Origin of the sequence: Allobaculum stercoricanis DSM 13633 (genome assembly GCF_000384195.1) — a bacterium.
In the GTDB taxonomy this organism is placed as follows: domain Bacteria; phylum Bacillota_I; class Bacilli_A; order Erysipelotrichales; family Erysipelotrichaceae; genus Allobaculum; species Allobaculum stercoricanis.
This window is the reverse complement of record NZ_KB913034.1, coordinates 824,486-840,875: the sequence shown is the minus strand read 5'-3', so window position 1 is coordinate 840,875 and position 16,390 is coordinate 824,486. Positions and strand designations below refer to the sequence as shown.

Annotated in this window: 15 protein-coding genes; 3 read left to right on the top strand and 12 right to left on the bottom strand. The window is 37.2% G+C overall.

The annotated features are described in order from the left end of the window. Positions 1-81: 81 nt before the first annotated feature. From rpsO to fmt, 4 genes are all read right to left on the bottom strand, one after another. The gene (rpsO, locus tag ALLST_RS0103890) at positions 82-345 is read right to left on the bottom strand and encodes a 30S ribosomal protein S15 (RefSeq protein WP_019892756.1); all 264 of its coding nucleotides are present in this window, start codon (positions 343-345) and stop codon (positions 82-84) included. A gap of 91 nt (positions 346-436) precedes the next feature. Beyond that, on the bottom strand, positions 437-1,540 hold the full coding sequence (gene hemW, locus ALLST_RS0103885; protein WP_019892755.1) for a radical SAM family heme chaperone HemW: 1,104 nt from the start codon (positions 1,538-1,540) through the stop codon (positions 437-439). Positions 1,541-1,542: 2 nt separating this feature from the next. Next, positions 1,543-3,345, bottom strand: a complete 1,803-nt coding sequence (lepA, locus tag ALLST_RS0103880) for a translation elongation factor 4 (RefSeq protein ID WP_019892754.1) — start codon at positions 3,343-3,345, stop codon at positions 1,543-1,545. Between the two features lies 1 nt (position 3,346). Beyond that, on the bottom strand, positions 3,347-4,279 hold the full coding sequence (gene fmt, locus ALLST_RS0103875) for a methionyl-tRNA formyltransferase (protein ID WP_019892753.1): 933 nt from the start codon (positions 4,277-4,279) through the stop codon (positions 3,347-3,349). 111 nt (positions 4,280-4,390) lie between these two features. Here fmt and rpsT point away from each other — a divergent pair, with 111 nt between their 5' ends. Then, entirely contained in the window at positions 4,391-4,654 is a 264-nt protein-coding gene (gene rpsT, locus ALLST_RS0103870) for a 30S ribosomal protein S20 (RefSeq protein WP_019892752.1), read from the top strand. Between the two features lie 275 nt (positions 4,655-4,929). Here the strand turns inward: rpsT and ALLST_RS0103865 are convergent, their stop codons facing one another. The 7 genes from ALLST_RS0103865 to ALLST_RS0103835 all read right to left on the bottom strand — a co-directional run bounded on the left by ALLST_RS0103865 (position 4,930) and on the right by ALLST_RS0103835 (position 10,495). Beyond that, positions 4,930-6,180, bottom strand: coding sequence for an IS110 family RNA-guided transposase (locus tag ALLST_RS0103865; protein WP_019892209.1), 1,251 nt, complete (start codon positions 6,178-6,180; stop codon positions 4,930-4,932). Between the two features lie 410 nt (positions 6,181-6,590). Further along, positions 6,591-7,547, bottom strand: a complete 957-nt coding sequence (gene holA / locus ALLST_RS0103860) for a DNA polymerase III subunit delta (protein WP_019892751.1) — start codon at positions 7,545-7,547, stop codon at positions 6,591-6,593. A 267-nt stretch (positions 7,548-7,814) separates the two neighbouring features. Further along, positions 7,815-8,285: a transcription elongation factor GreA gene (greA, locus tag ALLST_RS0103855; protein ID WP_019892750.1), complete on the bottom strand. Its 471-nt coding sequence runs from the start codon at positions 8,283-8,285 to the stop codon at positions 7,815-7,817. 54 nt (positions 8,286-8,339) lie between these two features. Continuing rightward, a complete protein-coding gene (gene mltG, locus ALLST_RS0103850) occupies positions 8,340-9,428 on the bottom strand; it encodes an endolytic transglycosylase MltG (protein WP_019892749.1) in 1,089 nt (362 codons plus the stop codon). Then, positions 9,421-9,681: a DUF1292 domain-containing protein gene (locus tag ALLST_RS0103845; RefSeq protein ID WP_019892748.1), complete on the bottom strand. Its 261-nt coding sequence runs from the start codon at positions 9,679-9,681 to the stop codon at positions 9,421-9,423. Before ALLST_RS0103845 ends, mltG begins: the two co-directional genes overlap by 8 nt. A gap of 121 nt (positions 9,682-9,802) precedes the next feature. Continuing rightward, a complete protein-coding gene (gene ruvX, locus ALLST_RS0103840) occupies positions 9,803-10,237 on the bottom strand; it encodes a Holliday junction resolvase RuvX (RefSeq protein ID WP_019892747.1) in 435 nt (144 codons plus the stop codon). 6 nt (positions 10,238-10,243) lie between these two features. Further along, positions 10,244-10,495 carry an IreB family regulatory phosphoprotein gene (locus tag ALLST_RS0103835; RefSeq protein WP_019892746.1) on the bottom strand — a complete coding sequence of 84 codons (252 nt, stop codon included), beginning with the start codon at positions 10,493-10,495 and terminating at the stop codon, positions 10,244-10,246. A gap of 409 nt (positions 10,496-10,904) precedes the next feature. On the opposite strand from ALLST_RS0103835, the gene tnpB reads away from it, so the two are divergent. Continuing rightward, positions 10,905-11,285: an IS66 family insertion sequence element accessory protein TnpB gene (gene tnpB / locus ALLST_RS10020; protein ID WP_019892745.1), complete on the top strand. Its 381-nt coding sequence runs from the start codon at positions 10,905-10,907 to the stop codon at positions 11,283-11,285. 132 nt (positions 11,286-11,417) lie between these two features. Continuing rightward, complete coding sequence (gene tnpC / locus ALLST_RS0103825) at positions 11,418-13,199, top strand: IS66 family transposase (protein ID WP_019892743.1); 1,782 nt, start codon at positions 11,418-11,420, stop codon at positions 13,197-13,199. A gap of 178 nt (positions 13,200-13,377) precedes the next feature. On the opposite strand, the gene alaS is transcribed toward tnpC, so the two are convergent. After that, on the bottom strand, positions 13,378-16,008 hold the full coding sequence (alaS, locus tag ALLST_RS0103820) for an alanine--tRNA ligase (protein ID WP_033399852.1): 2,631 nt from the start codon (positions 16,006-16,008) through the stop codon (positions 13,378-13,380). Positions 16,009-16,390 lie beyond the last annotated feature (382 nt).

Here is a 16,390-nt window from a genome sequence, read left to right as displayed (position 1 = left end):
ACAATCTATCTTTCAAGCAATAGCCATGAAACCAACTCTCATTCATGTCGAAAAAATCGTAAAAAAAAAGTAAGCTGATGCTTACTTTCTCAGACCAAGTCTTGCAATTAAAGATTTGTAACGTTCGAGGTCTTTGTTTTTCAGATAAGATAATAAGTTCTTTCTGTGTCCAACCATTTTCATCAAACCTCTGTAGGAATGATAATCGTGTTTGTGAACTTTGAAGTGTTCAGTCAGTTCGTTGATACGAGCTGTTAAAATAGCAACTTGAACTTCTGGAGAACCTGTATCTCCTTCGTGAATTGCATATTCTTTGATGATTGCTTCTTTTTGTGCGTTAGTCATAATTTTTATGCTCTCCTTTTTCTTTCATTACAATCCAATCGAAGCCTCGGTCGGAGTCTCCAAAAGCCGCGAATGAATCTTTTGTATGTTATCAATCTTCCATGAGGAATTCAACTAAAATCGTATCTAAAATTTCCATTCCTTGTTTAGTGAGTGAAATACGATCATTTTGTTCGATAAAGCATTCTGAATACTGATTTAAGACATGCGCATAGCGTTGTTTGAAATCAAATCCATAGCGTAAATTCCACTTCAAGACATTTAAACCCATTGTGGTGCGCAAGCCTGTCATGATCGCATCAAACCAAGGATTGGGATTTTCTTCATATTCGAGATGTGATTGTTTTTGAATATATTGTTTTAATGTACCCGAGTGATGATATAAGCCTTGTTCATCACGCCCAATTGCTCCAAACCCAAAGCCAAAGTATTGACCATCATCCCAAATCAACGAGTTATGAAGCCCGTATTTTTGATTGCGGGCAAAAGAACTCACTTCGTAGTGCTCAAATCCAGATTGGGTTAAACGCTTGTCAATTTGTTCATACATCAATGCATTTTCATACTCATCTAATGGCACATAGCCCCGTTTTCCTAAAGCCGAATCCGGCTCTAAAATGAGCGAATAAATAGAAAGATGATCGATATCGAGTTCCAAAAACGCATCTAGATCAGCATTGAGATCCGCCATCGTTTGTTTGGCAAAGCCATAAATCAAATCGACGCTAATCGATTCAAATCCAGCTTGGCGACATAATGCGACAGCTTGCTTGGCTTGCAATGGGGTATGATGGCGATTGAGTGTTTGCAGGCGTTTGGCATCAAAGGTTTGAATACCAATTGAAATGCGATTGATCATAAGACGGCGGGCTGTTTGCAACCATTCTAAAGTAATCGATTCAGGATTCGCTTCAATTGTCCATTCTCCATAAGGATCAAAGACATCTGCAAACAAACTTGCTAAGCGTTCGAGTTGTGCGCAAGACAAAACACTCGGTGTCCCACCTCCAAAATAAATTGTCTTCAATTTAAAGGTTGGATCGTTTTGTTTGGCTTGTTTTAAAGTATTTTGCACCTCGTCGCAAATCACATCGAGCCACTGGTCGATCTGTTTTAAATTTGCGCTTCGCTCAAAAGCACAATATGTACAAATCGACTGACAAAATGGGATATGGAGATAAGCACTTTCGATCATGATTAGTCTTCGTCCATCGACAAGACAGCCATAAATGCTTCTTGTGGAATTTCGACAGAACCAACCATCTTCATGCGCTTTTTCCCTTCTTTTTGTTTTTCTAACAATTTTTTCTTACGGGAAATGTCCCCACCATAACATTTTGCCAATACGTTTTTACGTAAGGCTTTAATGTTTGTACGGGCAATAATTTTACTTCCAATTGCGGCTTGAACAGGAATTTCAAACTGTTGTTTTGGGATTAAGTCTTTTAATTTAACTGTCATCGCATTTCCACGATTATAAGCAAAATCTTTATGCACGATAATGCTAAGCGCATCGACAACTTGGCCATTTAATAAAATATCGAGTTTTTGCAGATCGGATTTACGATAGCCGCTAAATTCATAGTCAAAGCTTGCATAGCCTTTCGTTGCACTCTTCATGCGATCAAAGAAATCGAAGATAATTTCAGAAAGTGGCATCTGATAGATCAATTCCATACGTGTATCATCGAGAACTTGTAAGTCCACATATTCACCACGTTTTTTCTGACAAAGATCCATCATCGTACCGACATATTCTTTCGGAACTAAGATTTCCGCTTTGACATAAGGTTCTTCGATAAAGTCGATTTTTTGAGCTGGTGGTAATGAAGCTGGGTTGTCGATTTCTTCGACAGTTCGATCGGTTTTATGCACTCGATAAATAACAGATGGCGAAGTTGCGATCAAACTCAAGTTATATTCACGTTCTAAACGCTCTTCGACAACATCCATATGTAATAGTCCTAAAAAGCCACAACGGAACCCAAATCCTAAAGCTTGTGACGTTTCAGGTTCAAATTGTAAAGATGCATCGTTGAGTTGTAATTTTTCTAATGCTTCTTTTAAATCGTCATAACGAGCGTTATCAACAGGATAAATACCCGCATAAACCATTGGCTGCATTTCTTTATATCCATCGAGCGCTTCTTTTGCTGGACGATTAGCTAAAGTGATCGTATCCCCAACACGAACTGTTTTGATATCTTTAACAGATGCTGCAATCCATCCAACATCTCCTGTTTTTAAAGATTGTTTGTTTAACATTTTTGGTGTACGTACACCAAGTTCTGTGACTTCATATTCTGCTTGTGAAGCCATTAAACGAATTTTATCGCCAACTTTAACTTCACCATTTTTAATCGATACCCAAGCAATAACGCCTTTATAAGCATCATAAACTGAGTCAAAGACTAAAGCTTGTAGTGGTTCTTGAATGTCTCCTGTTGGAGCTGGCAATTTTGCTACGATTTGTTCTAAAACTTGATCGACATTCAATCCGGATTTAGCAGAAATTTCAACGGCTTCACTGCAATCTAAGCCAATTAAATTTTCGATTTCTTCTTTGACAACCTCTGGTTGTGCACTTGGTAAGTCAACTTTATTTAAGACTGGTAAAATCTCTAAGTCGTTTTCTAATGCTAAATACACGTTTGCCATCGTTTGCGCTTGCACACCTTGCGCTGCATCGACAACTAATATAGCTCCTTCACAAGCTGCAAGTGAACGTGATACTTCATATGAGAAGTCAACGTGACCTGGAGTGTCAATCAAATGGAATAAATAATCTTGTCCATCTTTAGCATGATAAACAAGTTCCACGGCATTCAATTTAATGGTAATGCCACGTTCTCTTTCTAAATCCATCGAATCGAGAATTTGTGATTTCATTTCTCGTTTCTCAACTGAATCCGTCAGTTCCAAAATTCGGTCAGCTAATGTCGATTTTCCATGGTCAATATGAGCGATAATTGAAAAATTTCGAATATTCTTTTGATCCAAGTTATTCCCCCGCTTTCTTATTGATCAGACTTCTTCCTTTTCCATTCAGGAAGTCGGCAGATTTCATCATTGATTTTCCTTCTGGTTGCACTTCGTCTAACAAAAAGATTCCTTCATGGCCACCCATTGCGAATTGTTTTTTGTTCAAAGCAAAGAACACCCCAATACCAGGTGTTTCGCCAGGTTGATAGCGTACAGAAAGAAGTTTTAGTTTAGCATGATTTGCGATCACATACCCACCCGGCGTATAAGAAAGTGCCCGAATCGTATTCAATAATTGAACATCTGACATATTTAAATCGAGTTGTTCTTCTTCTTTTGAGATCTTGTCAGCATGCGTTGCTGATGAATCGTCTTGTGGGATGAATTCTAGTGTCCCGGCTAAAAGTTCATCGAGGTGTTCAACAACCAATTCGCCCGCAAGTTTTCCCATCTTTTCAAATAATGAAGTGGTATTGTCGCTTGGCTCAATTTCAATTTTTGCCATTGCAGCAACTGGTCCAGTATCCATACCTGCTTCCATTTTCATCAAAGACATGCCAGTTACCGTTTTACCATCATAAATTGCACGCTGAATTGGTGCGGCGCCTCGATACTCCGGTAAAAGTGATCCATGCAAATTCACGCACCCTTGTTTTGGTGCATCTAAGACTTCTTGTGGTACGATTTGACCATACGCACAAGTTACAATTAAATCTGCATGTTCATCAACGACACGTTGAAAGTCATTGCGAATTTTCTCCGGTTGAAAAACAGGAATGTTATATTGAAGGGCAAGTTGCTTGGTTGGACAAGCTTGTAAAGTCCCTTTACGACCGACTTTACGATCTGGTTGGCAGATGACTAAAGAAATATTTGCATTTGCATTTAATAATGCTTGCAAGACATCTGCGGCAATTTGAGGAGTCCCCATAAAAATAATTTTGGAATTCACAAGGAATAACCCCCTTTCTGATGAGATATTATACCTGATCATTTCGTGTTTTGTTGCATTGTAAAATGCACTTTGTTATAATTTCAAAGCATTATGTCAGGAGGTGTACTCGTGCCACAGATTAAACAGCAAAAAAAGCGTGTTCTCACGAATAATAAAGCAAGAAGCCGCAACGTTTCCCAAAAATCAGCTTTAAAAACAGCTATCAAAAAAGTGTTAGTTGCTGTAGAAGCTCAGGATAAAGAAGCAGCAGTTGCAGCTTACGCAGCAGCATGTTCTAAATTAGACAAAGCTGTAGCAAAAGGATTCAAGCATAAAAACTATGCTTCTAACCAGAAATCTAGACTTGCTCAAGCTGTAAACTCTATTCAATAAAAACACGGTATCACTTCGATATCGTTTTTTATTGATGTAGATTTACGTCGAAATATAACTTTTCACAGATTTAAATGAAAATGAAAGCGCAGAGAATATGAATTCTATTTTGTTTCTCTGCGCTTTTATAATGCTTTATTTACGATTCGGTAAATATCAAATTACCGATCATTCTTTTTCTTTTACTTTGCTTTTTTTTCTGTAACCAAATCGAACGTTTTAGAAAAAAGCGCACAAAATCCCTGACATTTTTGAAAAAATAAAATAGTAAAATTCTAGAAGGCTACTTGTGCCAGTTGTTCTGGCATGAGAGTTATTCCAAAATTTTCAAGCTTCTTTAAAGTTGATACTAACTTATTTTTGTGATTTTTCTTTTCAAAGTAATCTGAGCCTAAATCTTCATATCTCTCATTCTTTTTGAGTAGTTGCCAAATGATTTGTAATATTGCGTGTGCAACTGCAACAATAGCTCTTTTCCTTCCTCTATGTGAGGCAATCCGTTTATACATTTCTCCAAAGTAAGAATCTTTTTTCAACACAGCTGAGTGAGCACAGACAACTAAAGTACTTCTTAAGAGTTTATTTCCCTTGTTTGTTCTTCCATTCTTTCGTTTCCCAGCGCTTTCATGATTTCCAGGACATAGTCCACCCCATGAACACAAAGCTCCGCTTGTTGGAAAGCGCGACATATCTGTTCCAATGATTGAAACGATCGTTTGTGCACTCGTATCTGAAATACCAGGGATGTCTTTGATTAATTCAACTGCGTTTTCTTCTTCTTCGTTTAGATGATTTGAAATGTCGTCATTCAGTTCTTTGATGTGCGCTTCAAGTTCTGAAATATGAGTTCGAATCACTTTGATCATCTTTGCCTGAATTGGGCTGATACAACCTTGCATATCTTTGATCAATTGTTTTTTAGGTGCTTTTAATCGTTTGGAAATCAACTTTTCTGCAAGAAGTCGTTCATAAGCTTCGTCGTCAAAAATTTCGCCAGAAACAATATAGTCAAGAAGAGCTTTTCCACTCTTACCATTAATATCGGATATTGTCCCAGATAGTTTGATATTCGCTCCTTCTAACATTTTCTGAAGTCGATTCTTTTCAGCACCTAAATCAACGATCAATGATTTTCTGTATCTACATAGTTCGCGAAGTTCTCTTTGACGTCTATTTGGAATAAAACTCGGTTTAAGAAGTCCATTCATTAACAGATCAGAAATCCATTCAGCATCTTTTACATCTGTTTTTCGTCCAGGAACTTGTTTCATGTGTTGAGCATTGACAACCATTGGGTTTAAATCATAGCCTTCAAGAATATTAAAAACAGGCTTCCAATATGAAGCTGTACTTTCCATCGCTACAGCTTCGCATTGATTGGCTGTTAACCAATCCACAAGATCAAGAAGATCTTGAGTTGATGCACCAAAAGAACGAATTTCAGTAGATTGTTTCGTTCTCAAACAAGCAACCAAAATCTTTTTGTGAACATCGATACCACAACAAACCGCATATAGTCTTTCCATAATTACCTCCAAAAATAGAAAAGCGGCCGATCTTCTGCGAATTAATATTTTTTTCTACGTTCTCGAGCAGGGCGAATTATTCGTTCTATTTCGAAACAGTCAGTGGTGCATACAGAAGATCTTCTATCAATTTTTTTGCGAGATCAAATCTCAAAAAAGCAACGATCTCTTCCGCTAATTTCAGTATAGCAAGAGAAAAAAGACCGAGTGATCAAATTCACTCGGTTACATCAGGAGTGGTAGAGCCCGACTGTATGGTTATTTTTTTTGCAAAACAAAAAAGAGATCTTCAATAATCGGATTATTTCAAATCTATGATAAAAGATCTCACACGTTTTATATTTCTTTTTTACACTCTATTCAAGCAAATGCCACAATCTAGCTTTTTAAAGATGATGTTCTTTCTTTTTTTAAAATTGCCAAACATCTTGTTTTGAATGCTGATCATCAATTTGCAAAATGAAATTTTCAAATGCAGTATCGCGATCTACTCCACTTTTAGTGGCTTGATCAAGTTTTGATAACGTCGCCAAATTTTCTAAAAGCTGATTTGCACTAAAATTTTTAGCGTTTTTCATTGTATTCCAGATTCGACCCGATGATGCATTTAATTCACTCATCATATCTTCTTTGCGATATCCTTCATCCATCAAAACGCGTACTTGATAAACAAAGCGAATTTGCGAAGCAAGTAAACCAATAATTGCCGCAGGTTCCATATTTTGTGCTCTAAAGTTCCGATACAACTCTAATAATAAAACCCGGTTTTTCGCAAATAAAGCATTCGTCATTTTAAATACATCTTGAGTGGGTTCCACCGTTGTTAAAGCTTTAACATCTTCATAACTCAAATCTTGGCTATATAATGCAAGTTTATCAAGTTGGCTAGCTATAACTGGTGATGAAAAGCCGACATTTTGACAAAAGTAGTCAAAACCACGCGCATCCATTTTCATTTTACGTTCTTTCATCATCGTCTGCACTTCTGTAACTAAACTCTTTTCATCGAGTGGCATGCAGTTCATGATTGTTGCGGTTTCTTGGAGTTGTTTGACTAGTTTTTTTCTTGTATCTAGCTTTTTGGCATCTAATAGTAAAACGATCACTTTATCATCAACGAGTCTTGGCACAATGCGTTCTAATTCTAATTTAGTATCGTTTTTGGCACCTAAAAAAGAAGCATGATCTAAAATGACCATCGGTTTTTCTGCAAATAAATTATATGAATCCAACATGTTTTCAATGACGTCTGGATCATCTTTTTGACAATCGAAGCGATCAATTTGATCACAATTCTCTTTGCGTTTAATGGTCTCTAATTTATATTCCCGTCTAGATGGATCTTCACCATGTAAAATATAAACCATCTTCAAATCCTCCTTCTTTATGTACAAACTCAAATCGAAAAGATTTAATCTTGTCTTCTATTGTATCAAATGTCCGTTTTGAACATGTTGAAAATAGAAGCAATATAAAAATCCATTCTAAATCATGATCTGTTTTACACCATCTTCAATACATTCATCCAACGCTTTTTAGGATTCAATTTTGCAAAAATAAAAAAGAGGCTGTAAGCGACCTTGATGATTGAAAAGATAATCAATATCAAGATATTTGTTACAGTCTCTTCATGTTTAGCGAACAGATTCAATTGTCACTTCGTAAGGTTCTTCTACACCTTTCACTTCAACAGTTTCTCCAGGTCTCTTGTCTAAGATTGCTTTGACAAGAGGTGTTTCATTGGAAATTTTGTTGTTGAAAGGATCGGCTTCGATCGTACCCACAATACTGAATGTCATCAAAGATCCATCAGTATTATCTTTAATTGTTACAGTGGATCCTAAACGAACTGTTTTCGTTCCACCTTCTCCTTCTTCGATAATCTGTGCATTTTTGATTAAACTTTCAAGTTCTTTAATACGACCTTCCACACGAGCCTGATGGTCACGAGCGGCATCGTAATCAGCGTTTTCAGATAAGTCCCCTTGTGCACGAGCTTCTTGAAGTTCGACAATTACTTCCGGTCTTACGACATGGACAAGATTCTCAAGTTCGGCACGAAGCTCATCGAGACCTTCCTGAGTAACAAAAATTTTTTCAGCCATGTTTATCCTCCAAATTTAAAGCTTAAAAATTGTATCACAAATATTTGTTGATGTTTATTCTAAGCGCAAGTTAAATCGATCAATATTTGCTTCATGCTCTTCTAAAGTACGAGCAAAGTGCGTTTTTCCATCACCATAAATATCGGCAACGAAATATAAATAATCGTTTTGCGCAGGATTTAAAGCAGCACTAATCGCATCACGGCCCGGATTTAGAATTGGACCAATTGGTAATCCGGCATTGAGATACGTATTATATGGGGATTGAATATCCGTATTCGTTTCGCACTGCTCACTGGATTCAAATTGATCATAGAGTGCATAACATACCGTTACAGAACTGCCGAGTGGCATTCCTGAATTTAAACGATTATGGAATACACCGGAAATATCTGGCATGTCTGCTGGATTTCCACTTTCAAATTGAATAATACTTGCTAGCGTAAGGATTTCTTGCAAGTTATATTGTGATGCATCGATTTGTGGTTGGAACTGCGCAATCACTGCGCCAAATTGATCCAATAGCATCCGCGTTACTTGATCTTCGTTCATGTTCAGATCAATGTGATAAGTTTCTGGGAATAAATATCCTTCTAATTTAACGAAGTATTGATCGTTTGTCAGAAGCGTTGGATCAATGAATGGGTACACTTGAGCAAGTTGGTTGATATACGCATCATCGTTCCATAAACGAAGTAATTCGTCACGATTTAGATGAGGTAAACTATTCGCTAAAATGGTCGCAATATCTTTTGCCCATTTTCCTTCAGGAATTGTCACCGAAACAAAGCTTTGTAAAGCATTGTTTGGATCAGCAAGTTTAGCAAAGATTTCTTGTGTAGACATCGATGTAGAAAGTTCAAATGTTCCTACATAACGTGGAAATTCATTTAATTTTGTATAAATCTTTGTGGCAAGTTTGCTTTGAATCAATCCCGCTGCTTCTAATTTATCAATCACGATATTTTGGGTATCACCTTGCGCAATTTCAATGGCGATTTTTTCATCGGTAGAGGAAACTGGTTTTAAAGAGGAGCTATACCAAAAATATCCTCCTCCAGCTCCACCGATCAACAAACATAAAATTACGAAAAACACGATGAGTCCCGCGTGGCTTTTTCTTTTTTTTCTTCTTCTAGTCATCCGTTAATTCCTCGTCCGAGGCAAACGTATTAATGACTTCATCTACCATATCCCATTCTTCATCAGTTTCGATAGGTAAAAGTTCACCTTGGTCGTTGTAAGCAGATGCATAAACTTCACCAGTGTCATTATCTGGGTCTTGGAATACAACATAAGACTTGTTGTAGTCTGTACTGTCAAATGTGAACAGAATGATCATTCTTTTTTCATTTCCATCTTGGTCTTTGACGTACAAAGAATTAGAGTCAATCATAGAATTCTCCTTTATTGAATGTGGTTGTTCATCTATTTACGATACAAGATGAACTAGCGCTCTTTCCAAGCTATTGTAAAAAAAGAGGCAAAAAACGATGTTTTGCCTCTGGAAAGCAGAATCAGAACGAGACTAGCCCGCCATTTTGCCGGTCCAAATAACTTTGAAGAATCTGGACAGCTGCCATTTGATCAATGACTTTCTTTCGTTTCTTCCGGGAGACATCGGCGGAAATTAAAATCTTTTGGGCTGCAACAGTTGTTAAACGTTCATCCCACATATCTACTTCAATTCCCTGGTCTTCCAACATTTTTTTAAAGTTCAAGCAGATTTCCCCACGAATGCCAATATCGCCATTCATATGTTTAGGTAATCCCAAAACGACTTTTTTCACTTTGTTTTCGTGCAAGATTTGAAGCACGCCTTCTAAACATTGTTGGTAATCATCACTTGGAAATCGTACTGTTGTAATTGCGCGCGCAATCATGCCAAGTGGATCAGACATTGCCACTCCACATGTTACGGATCCTAAATCGAGGCCAATAATTCTTTCCATTCTCGATTATTTCTCCAGATATGCTCGAACAAGCTCTTCAATAATTTCGTAGCGTTCAATTTTTTGAATTGTATTGCGAGCATCTTTGTAGGAGGAGATATAGGCTGGATCAGCACTGATTAAATATCCAGCGATCTGGTTTTCAGTGTTATATCCTCTTTCCTCAAGCGCATCAGATACTTCACGAAGAATTTTTTTAATGTTCTCACGACGAATTTTTTCCGTTGTAAACATTACTGTTTCTGTAATTTGAGCCATGTTGCACCCTCCTTAAAACATAAACAATATGCCTTATTATTTTAGCTTAAAAGTGAATGAAGTTGTCTAAATCATGTAGATAAAGCACTTTCATTAGGAATTTAGTGCCACTTTCATTCGATTTATGGCCTTTTTTTGGTCTAACGTCATAAATGACGAATGATCTTTTTGCATCCAATTGTCAAAAAGATGGGCATTTATTGGATCATCGACCATCGATTATCATGGATAAACGCGATGTTTAATGGATATCACGTTTATTTTGATTGCAATTATTATAGCACCATCAACCCAAAATCTCTTGCTGAAACACTTCTTCGTTCATTGGTAAGCGTCAAATGAATGACGGGTATTAAGATGAATAGCCTTTTGAGATAATTCGATCAGTTATCTCAGGGGGCTTTTTATTATGAATGATTTCGGCTATTTAGATCTTGGAATAGATTTCTCCAAAGTCAAAAACATTATTCTAGTGAATAACCCAGCCGATCTTCGTAAAGGGATTGATGGTTATGCTTCTATCATTCAGGGAATTTATCACCTAGATCCAACGGATGGTTCTTTGTATCTTTTTACTAACCGAACCAAAGATAAAATGAAAGGAATCCTCCATGATGGCAATGGTTACTGGTTGGTCTATAAACGTCTAGCTAGATCTCATTTAAAATGGCCTTTTACTGAAATAAATCAATATCAAACAATCAGCTCATCACAGTTACAAGCTCTACTATCCGGAATGACAATTGTGCCAGACCCTCAATTTTTACCTCAAAAACCAAAATACATTTAACCCAGCAGGCCACTCTGCTGGGTTTTTGACAAGAACTATATACATATGAAAAAACACATATTTAACACACTTAAATTTAATATAATATCTTATTAAGTTTTATATTATGCATAAATAAGATATAATACAGTTATGGTAAGAATAGATCCTGAAATTAAACAAAAAATCCGAACTAACATAGCGACTCAGATTCGTGAACAAACAAAAGACATGGACAAAAACGATGTCGTGAATTTACTTATTGATACAGTCTGCGAATCTCAAGGCAGAAAAGAGCTCAATAATTATCTCCAAAACGCTCTTTTTGCCGCAAAAACTGAAAACATTCAACTCAGACTCTTTGACTTAGATACCTTAGAACCAACTGATTTGGAAAAAGACACAATCGAATTCTTGAACGAAAAACGTGAAGCCTGTGAGATTACTGAAGAACAGTATCGCGAAGTTTTAGCTAAAGTCCAAAATCATCGAAAAAAGTTGGACAACCAATTAAACGATCTGAAAAAGCTAGATGCCGTTAAGAAAAACAAACCAAGAAAAGACTGCAGAAACCACGAACCCGATATCATCGATGTTATTCAACTCGATGAAAACACTCTCTGCCCATTCTGTGGCAGAAAGATGTCCCATTTAGATTATTCGGAAAAAACCGTTATTGAATACCAACCAGCTCAATACCTAATCAGAAAAATCAAACTGGAAAAAAAGGTTTGTCCGGCAGGATGTACAGATGAAAACGGAAAATCGATGATCGTCAAAGCTCAACCGAAAGAACCAGATCTCATTGACAAGAGCATTGCCACAACTTCTCTTGTTGCCGGACTCGCTTATGAAAAATTCATGATGGGCACACCGTTATACCGCCTTGAAAAGGACGCCTCTGCTTTGGGAGTAGATCTGTCTAGACAGACAATGAGTAATATTTTACAGACGTGCTATGAACAATATCTAATCCCCATCTGCGAACAGATCAATCAGGATCTAGTGAAGCAAAATGTTATCCATATGGATGAAACACCGCTACAGTGTCTTGCCTTAAAAGACCGATCGACTTCCTATATGATCTGTGGAGTTAGTGGAGAATATGCACAACAACAAATGGTTCTTTACCAGTTCAATGAAAGTCGAAAAAAAGAATTTATCATAAGTATGCTTGGGACAGATTTTACCGGCGCACTCATGACAGATGGACTGCAAGGCTACAGATCCTATCCAGGATGCACAAAACTATCTTGTTTGGCACATGCAAGACGGTACTTTTATGATGCCGTTAACTGTAGGGATGATTATGCCCAATTGAAAAAGATTTTGAATGCGTATAAAAATTCCGATGATATTCCGGAAAAAGCTCAAGCCTTCCTTCAAGAACATGAGTCTTTAAATCGTTTAGTTGCCATTTTAAAACAAATCGCAGAACTGTATCAAATCGAGAATAACTTTTCCGATTGTTCAACTGAACAGAGAACACAAGCTAGAAAAAAGCTAAGCAATCCTCGTTTTGAAAAGTTAGTGCAAGAAGTTGAAATTGTAGCAGAAGGATTCGAAGAGAAAACGAAAGCCCATAAAGCTGCAACATACTTCTTGGAGCGTAAAGAAGAATTAGCGAGATACATAGAAAATGGCATTTATCCGATCGATAATAATTTAGCCGAAAGAAAAATAAAGAGTTTCGTGATCGCAAGAAAGAATTTCTTGTTCTCGAACAGTGTCAGCGGAGCAGAATCGGCTGCTGGGTATATGACACTGCTAGAATCAGCTAAAATGAATGGATTAAACCCATTCATGTACCTAGAACACGTTTTGAATACATTGAAGTATTACAAAGAAGAGCAAATTCCACAGAAAGTAGTGGAAGAGTTAGTTCCATATTCTAAAAATCTTCCTGAAAACTTATATTTTCAGTCAAATAATTAAGGCGCTGTATTCTGTTTAGCTACAAACAGAATACAGCGCCTTTTATTCTAATAACACACGTCATTCATTTGACGCTTACGTTCATTGCTTAACCACAAAAAACGAAGCATTCTTTATAGCTAAAAAAAGAGTTGTACTTGTCTAATGACGAATACAACTCCGTTTTAATTGAAATGAATTAAAGAGTTTCAATTGTTTGTAATGCCTGGTTGAGGGCTTCATTGATCTTAGCAGCGTTAGAACCACCAGCTTGTGCAAGATCTGGTTTTCCGCCGCCTTTACCTTCTGTTGTCAATGCCGCAGCTTTAACTAAGTTTCCGGCATGAACACCACGTTTAACCGCTTCTTTACCTGCACCAGCAACGAGTGTTAAACGACCATCATTGTTGGAGATTAATAAGATTACCATTTGGTCGTCTTGTCCTTTAAGTGTTGAAACGATTTCTTTGAGTGCTTTACCATCCATTGCAGGAACTTCACGAACTAATGCATGGAATCCGTTGATCTCTTTAGCATCACGTGCCCATTCTTTAGATTTGAACGCAAACAATTGATTTTTCAGATCTGCAATTTCTTTTTGCATGTCTTTCATTTGATCAAAAGTAGCATCGATTTTTGTATCGAGGTTTTTAATTCCTTTAGATTTTGCTGTTCTTGCGATGTGTTCAAGCATTCTTTGTTGAGCTGCAAAGTCATCGTAAGCTGCTTTTTTCGTTTTTGCTGTAATACGACGTGTATCACTTCCGATTGATTCTTCACCTACGATTTTTAACAGACCGATTTCTCTTGTGTTATCCACGTGGCAACCTGCACAGAATTCACAAGATACATCACCCATAGTCACTACGCGAACTTCATCACCGTATTTTTCATCGAATAATGCAGTTGCGCCTGTTTTTTTCGCTTCTTCGATTTTCATTACTTCACGAGTAACAACATGGCCATCATTGATCATTACGTTTACACGTTGTTCAATGTCTGCTAATTGCTCTTCAGTTAATTTTTCGCGGTAATTGAAGTCAAAACGTAAGTAATCTGGTCCTACAAAGCTTCCTGCTTGGTGAATAGAATCCCCTAATACAGCTTTGAGGGCTGATTGTAATAAGTGTGTTGCTGAGTGGTTTGCAGTTGTGTCTAAACGATGTTTTGCATCCACGATTTGGCGAACTAAATCACCTTTATGTAAAATGCCTTCTTCTACTTCAATTTGAAGTAAGTGTTGTTTATTTCTTGTTTTAATACCGTCTAAAACATTCGCTTTGAAATGATTGCCAATGATCACACCTGTATCAGCAACTTGACCACCAGATTGAACATAGAATGGAGTAACATCACAAATAATTTGACCTTCACCATCTAATTCATCAACCATTTTTCCTTCTTTGTTGAATAAAGCAATCACATGGCCTTCGTCTTCTAAATGATCGTAGCCAGTGAATTCGCAATGCTCAGCAAAGTTCATGAGTTCTTCGTTTTGAGTTGCGAAAGAATCTTCTTTGCTTCTTGCTGCACGAGCACGTTCTTTTTGTGCTTGCATTTGCACATCAAAATCTTCACGATCTGCTTCTAAGCCATTTTCTTGTGCAATTTCTTGCGTCATTTCAAATGGGAAGCCATAAGTGTCATACAGTTTGAATGTAACTTCACCAGATAATTTGCCATTTGTTGCTTTAGCAATTTCTTCATCTAATAAAGCTTGACCATTTTTCAATGTTTTCTTGAACAATTGTTCTTCTTGACGAATAGTCTTTTTATTTTCTTCGATTGTATCCATTAAGTATGGATAGAAATCTTTCATGTTTTCAGAGACAACATCCACTAATTTGTAGAGGAATGGTTCGTCTAAGCCGAGTTTCAATCCAAAACGAACAGCACGACGTAGTACACGTCTTAAAACATAACCACGTCCGGAGTTTGAGAAGTTTGCTCCATCAGAAAGAGCAAATACTAATGTACGAATATGGTCAGCGATAACGCGGAAAGCCATTCTGTTGTCGCCTTCATATTTTACATGCGCTAATTTTTCTGTTTCGTGAATGATTGGTAAGAATAAGTCTGTATCGAAGTTTGTTTCACCATCTTGGATTAAAGCAACTAAACGTTCTAAGCCCATTCCGGTATCGATATTTTTCTGTGGTAATTCTTTGTAGTCTTTACGATCAATTGTTGGATCGCAATCATATTGGCTAAATACAACGTTCCATACTTCGATGTAACGATCGTTTTCCATTTCTTCAAAGAATAATTTTTCACCAAGACCTTCTGGATCATATTTTTCTCCACGGTCATAGTGAATTTCTGTGTCTGGACCCCCTGGTCCTTTACCGATTTCCCAGAAGTTTTCTTTTGTTTTTAAGATGTGACTTGGGTCAACATGACATACTTCTGTCCAAATGCGGTAAGCTTCATCATCATCTGTATACACAGTGATGTAAAGTTTTTCTGGATCAAAGCCAATCCATTCTGGGCTTGTTAAAAATTCCCATGCAAATGGAATAGCTTCAGCTTTGAAATAATCACCAATAGAGAAGTTCCCTAACATTTCAAAGAATGTGTGGTGACGTGCTGTTTTCCCAACGTTTTCAATATCGTTTGTACGAATTGATTTTTGGGCGTTAGCAATGCGGTTTTTCTTTGGTTTTTCACTACCGTCAAAATATTTTTTAAGGGCAGCAACTCCCGCATTAATCCATAACAAAGTTGGGTCGTTATGAGGTACTAAACTTGCTCCTGGTTCAATCATGTGGCCTTTTGATTCAAAGTAATCTAAGAACATTTGACGAACCTGATTCCCTGTCAGTTGTTTCATCGTTTTCTCCTTTTTATTGATCCAAAGTTTGCCAGGCAAACTTTGATTTTCATTTGTGGCGATCGCTATTCCCATTGAAATGAATATAAAAAAACGCCCCTGTTTCCAGGAACGTTGACACGCGATACCATCCCGGTTTGTTTATATACAAATACATAAACACCCTTAATTACTCCGTTATCGCTGGAAGCGGCAACTCCAGGGTAGCTTCGACAGGTTTCCAGGCAACTTTTCACCAACTGTTGCTCTCTAAACTGGAAAAGGTCTGTGTACTCGTCCCTTTCTTCACTGCATATCGCATTATAGACTGAAGGTCTAGTTCAAGCAAATCATTTGTTCATCAGCTTGAACAAAATGAAATGTTTTGAACAAAATTCTTCAA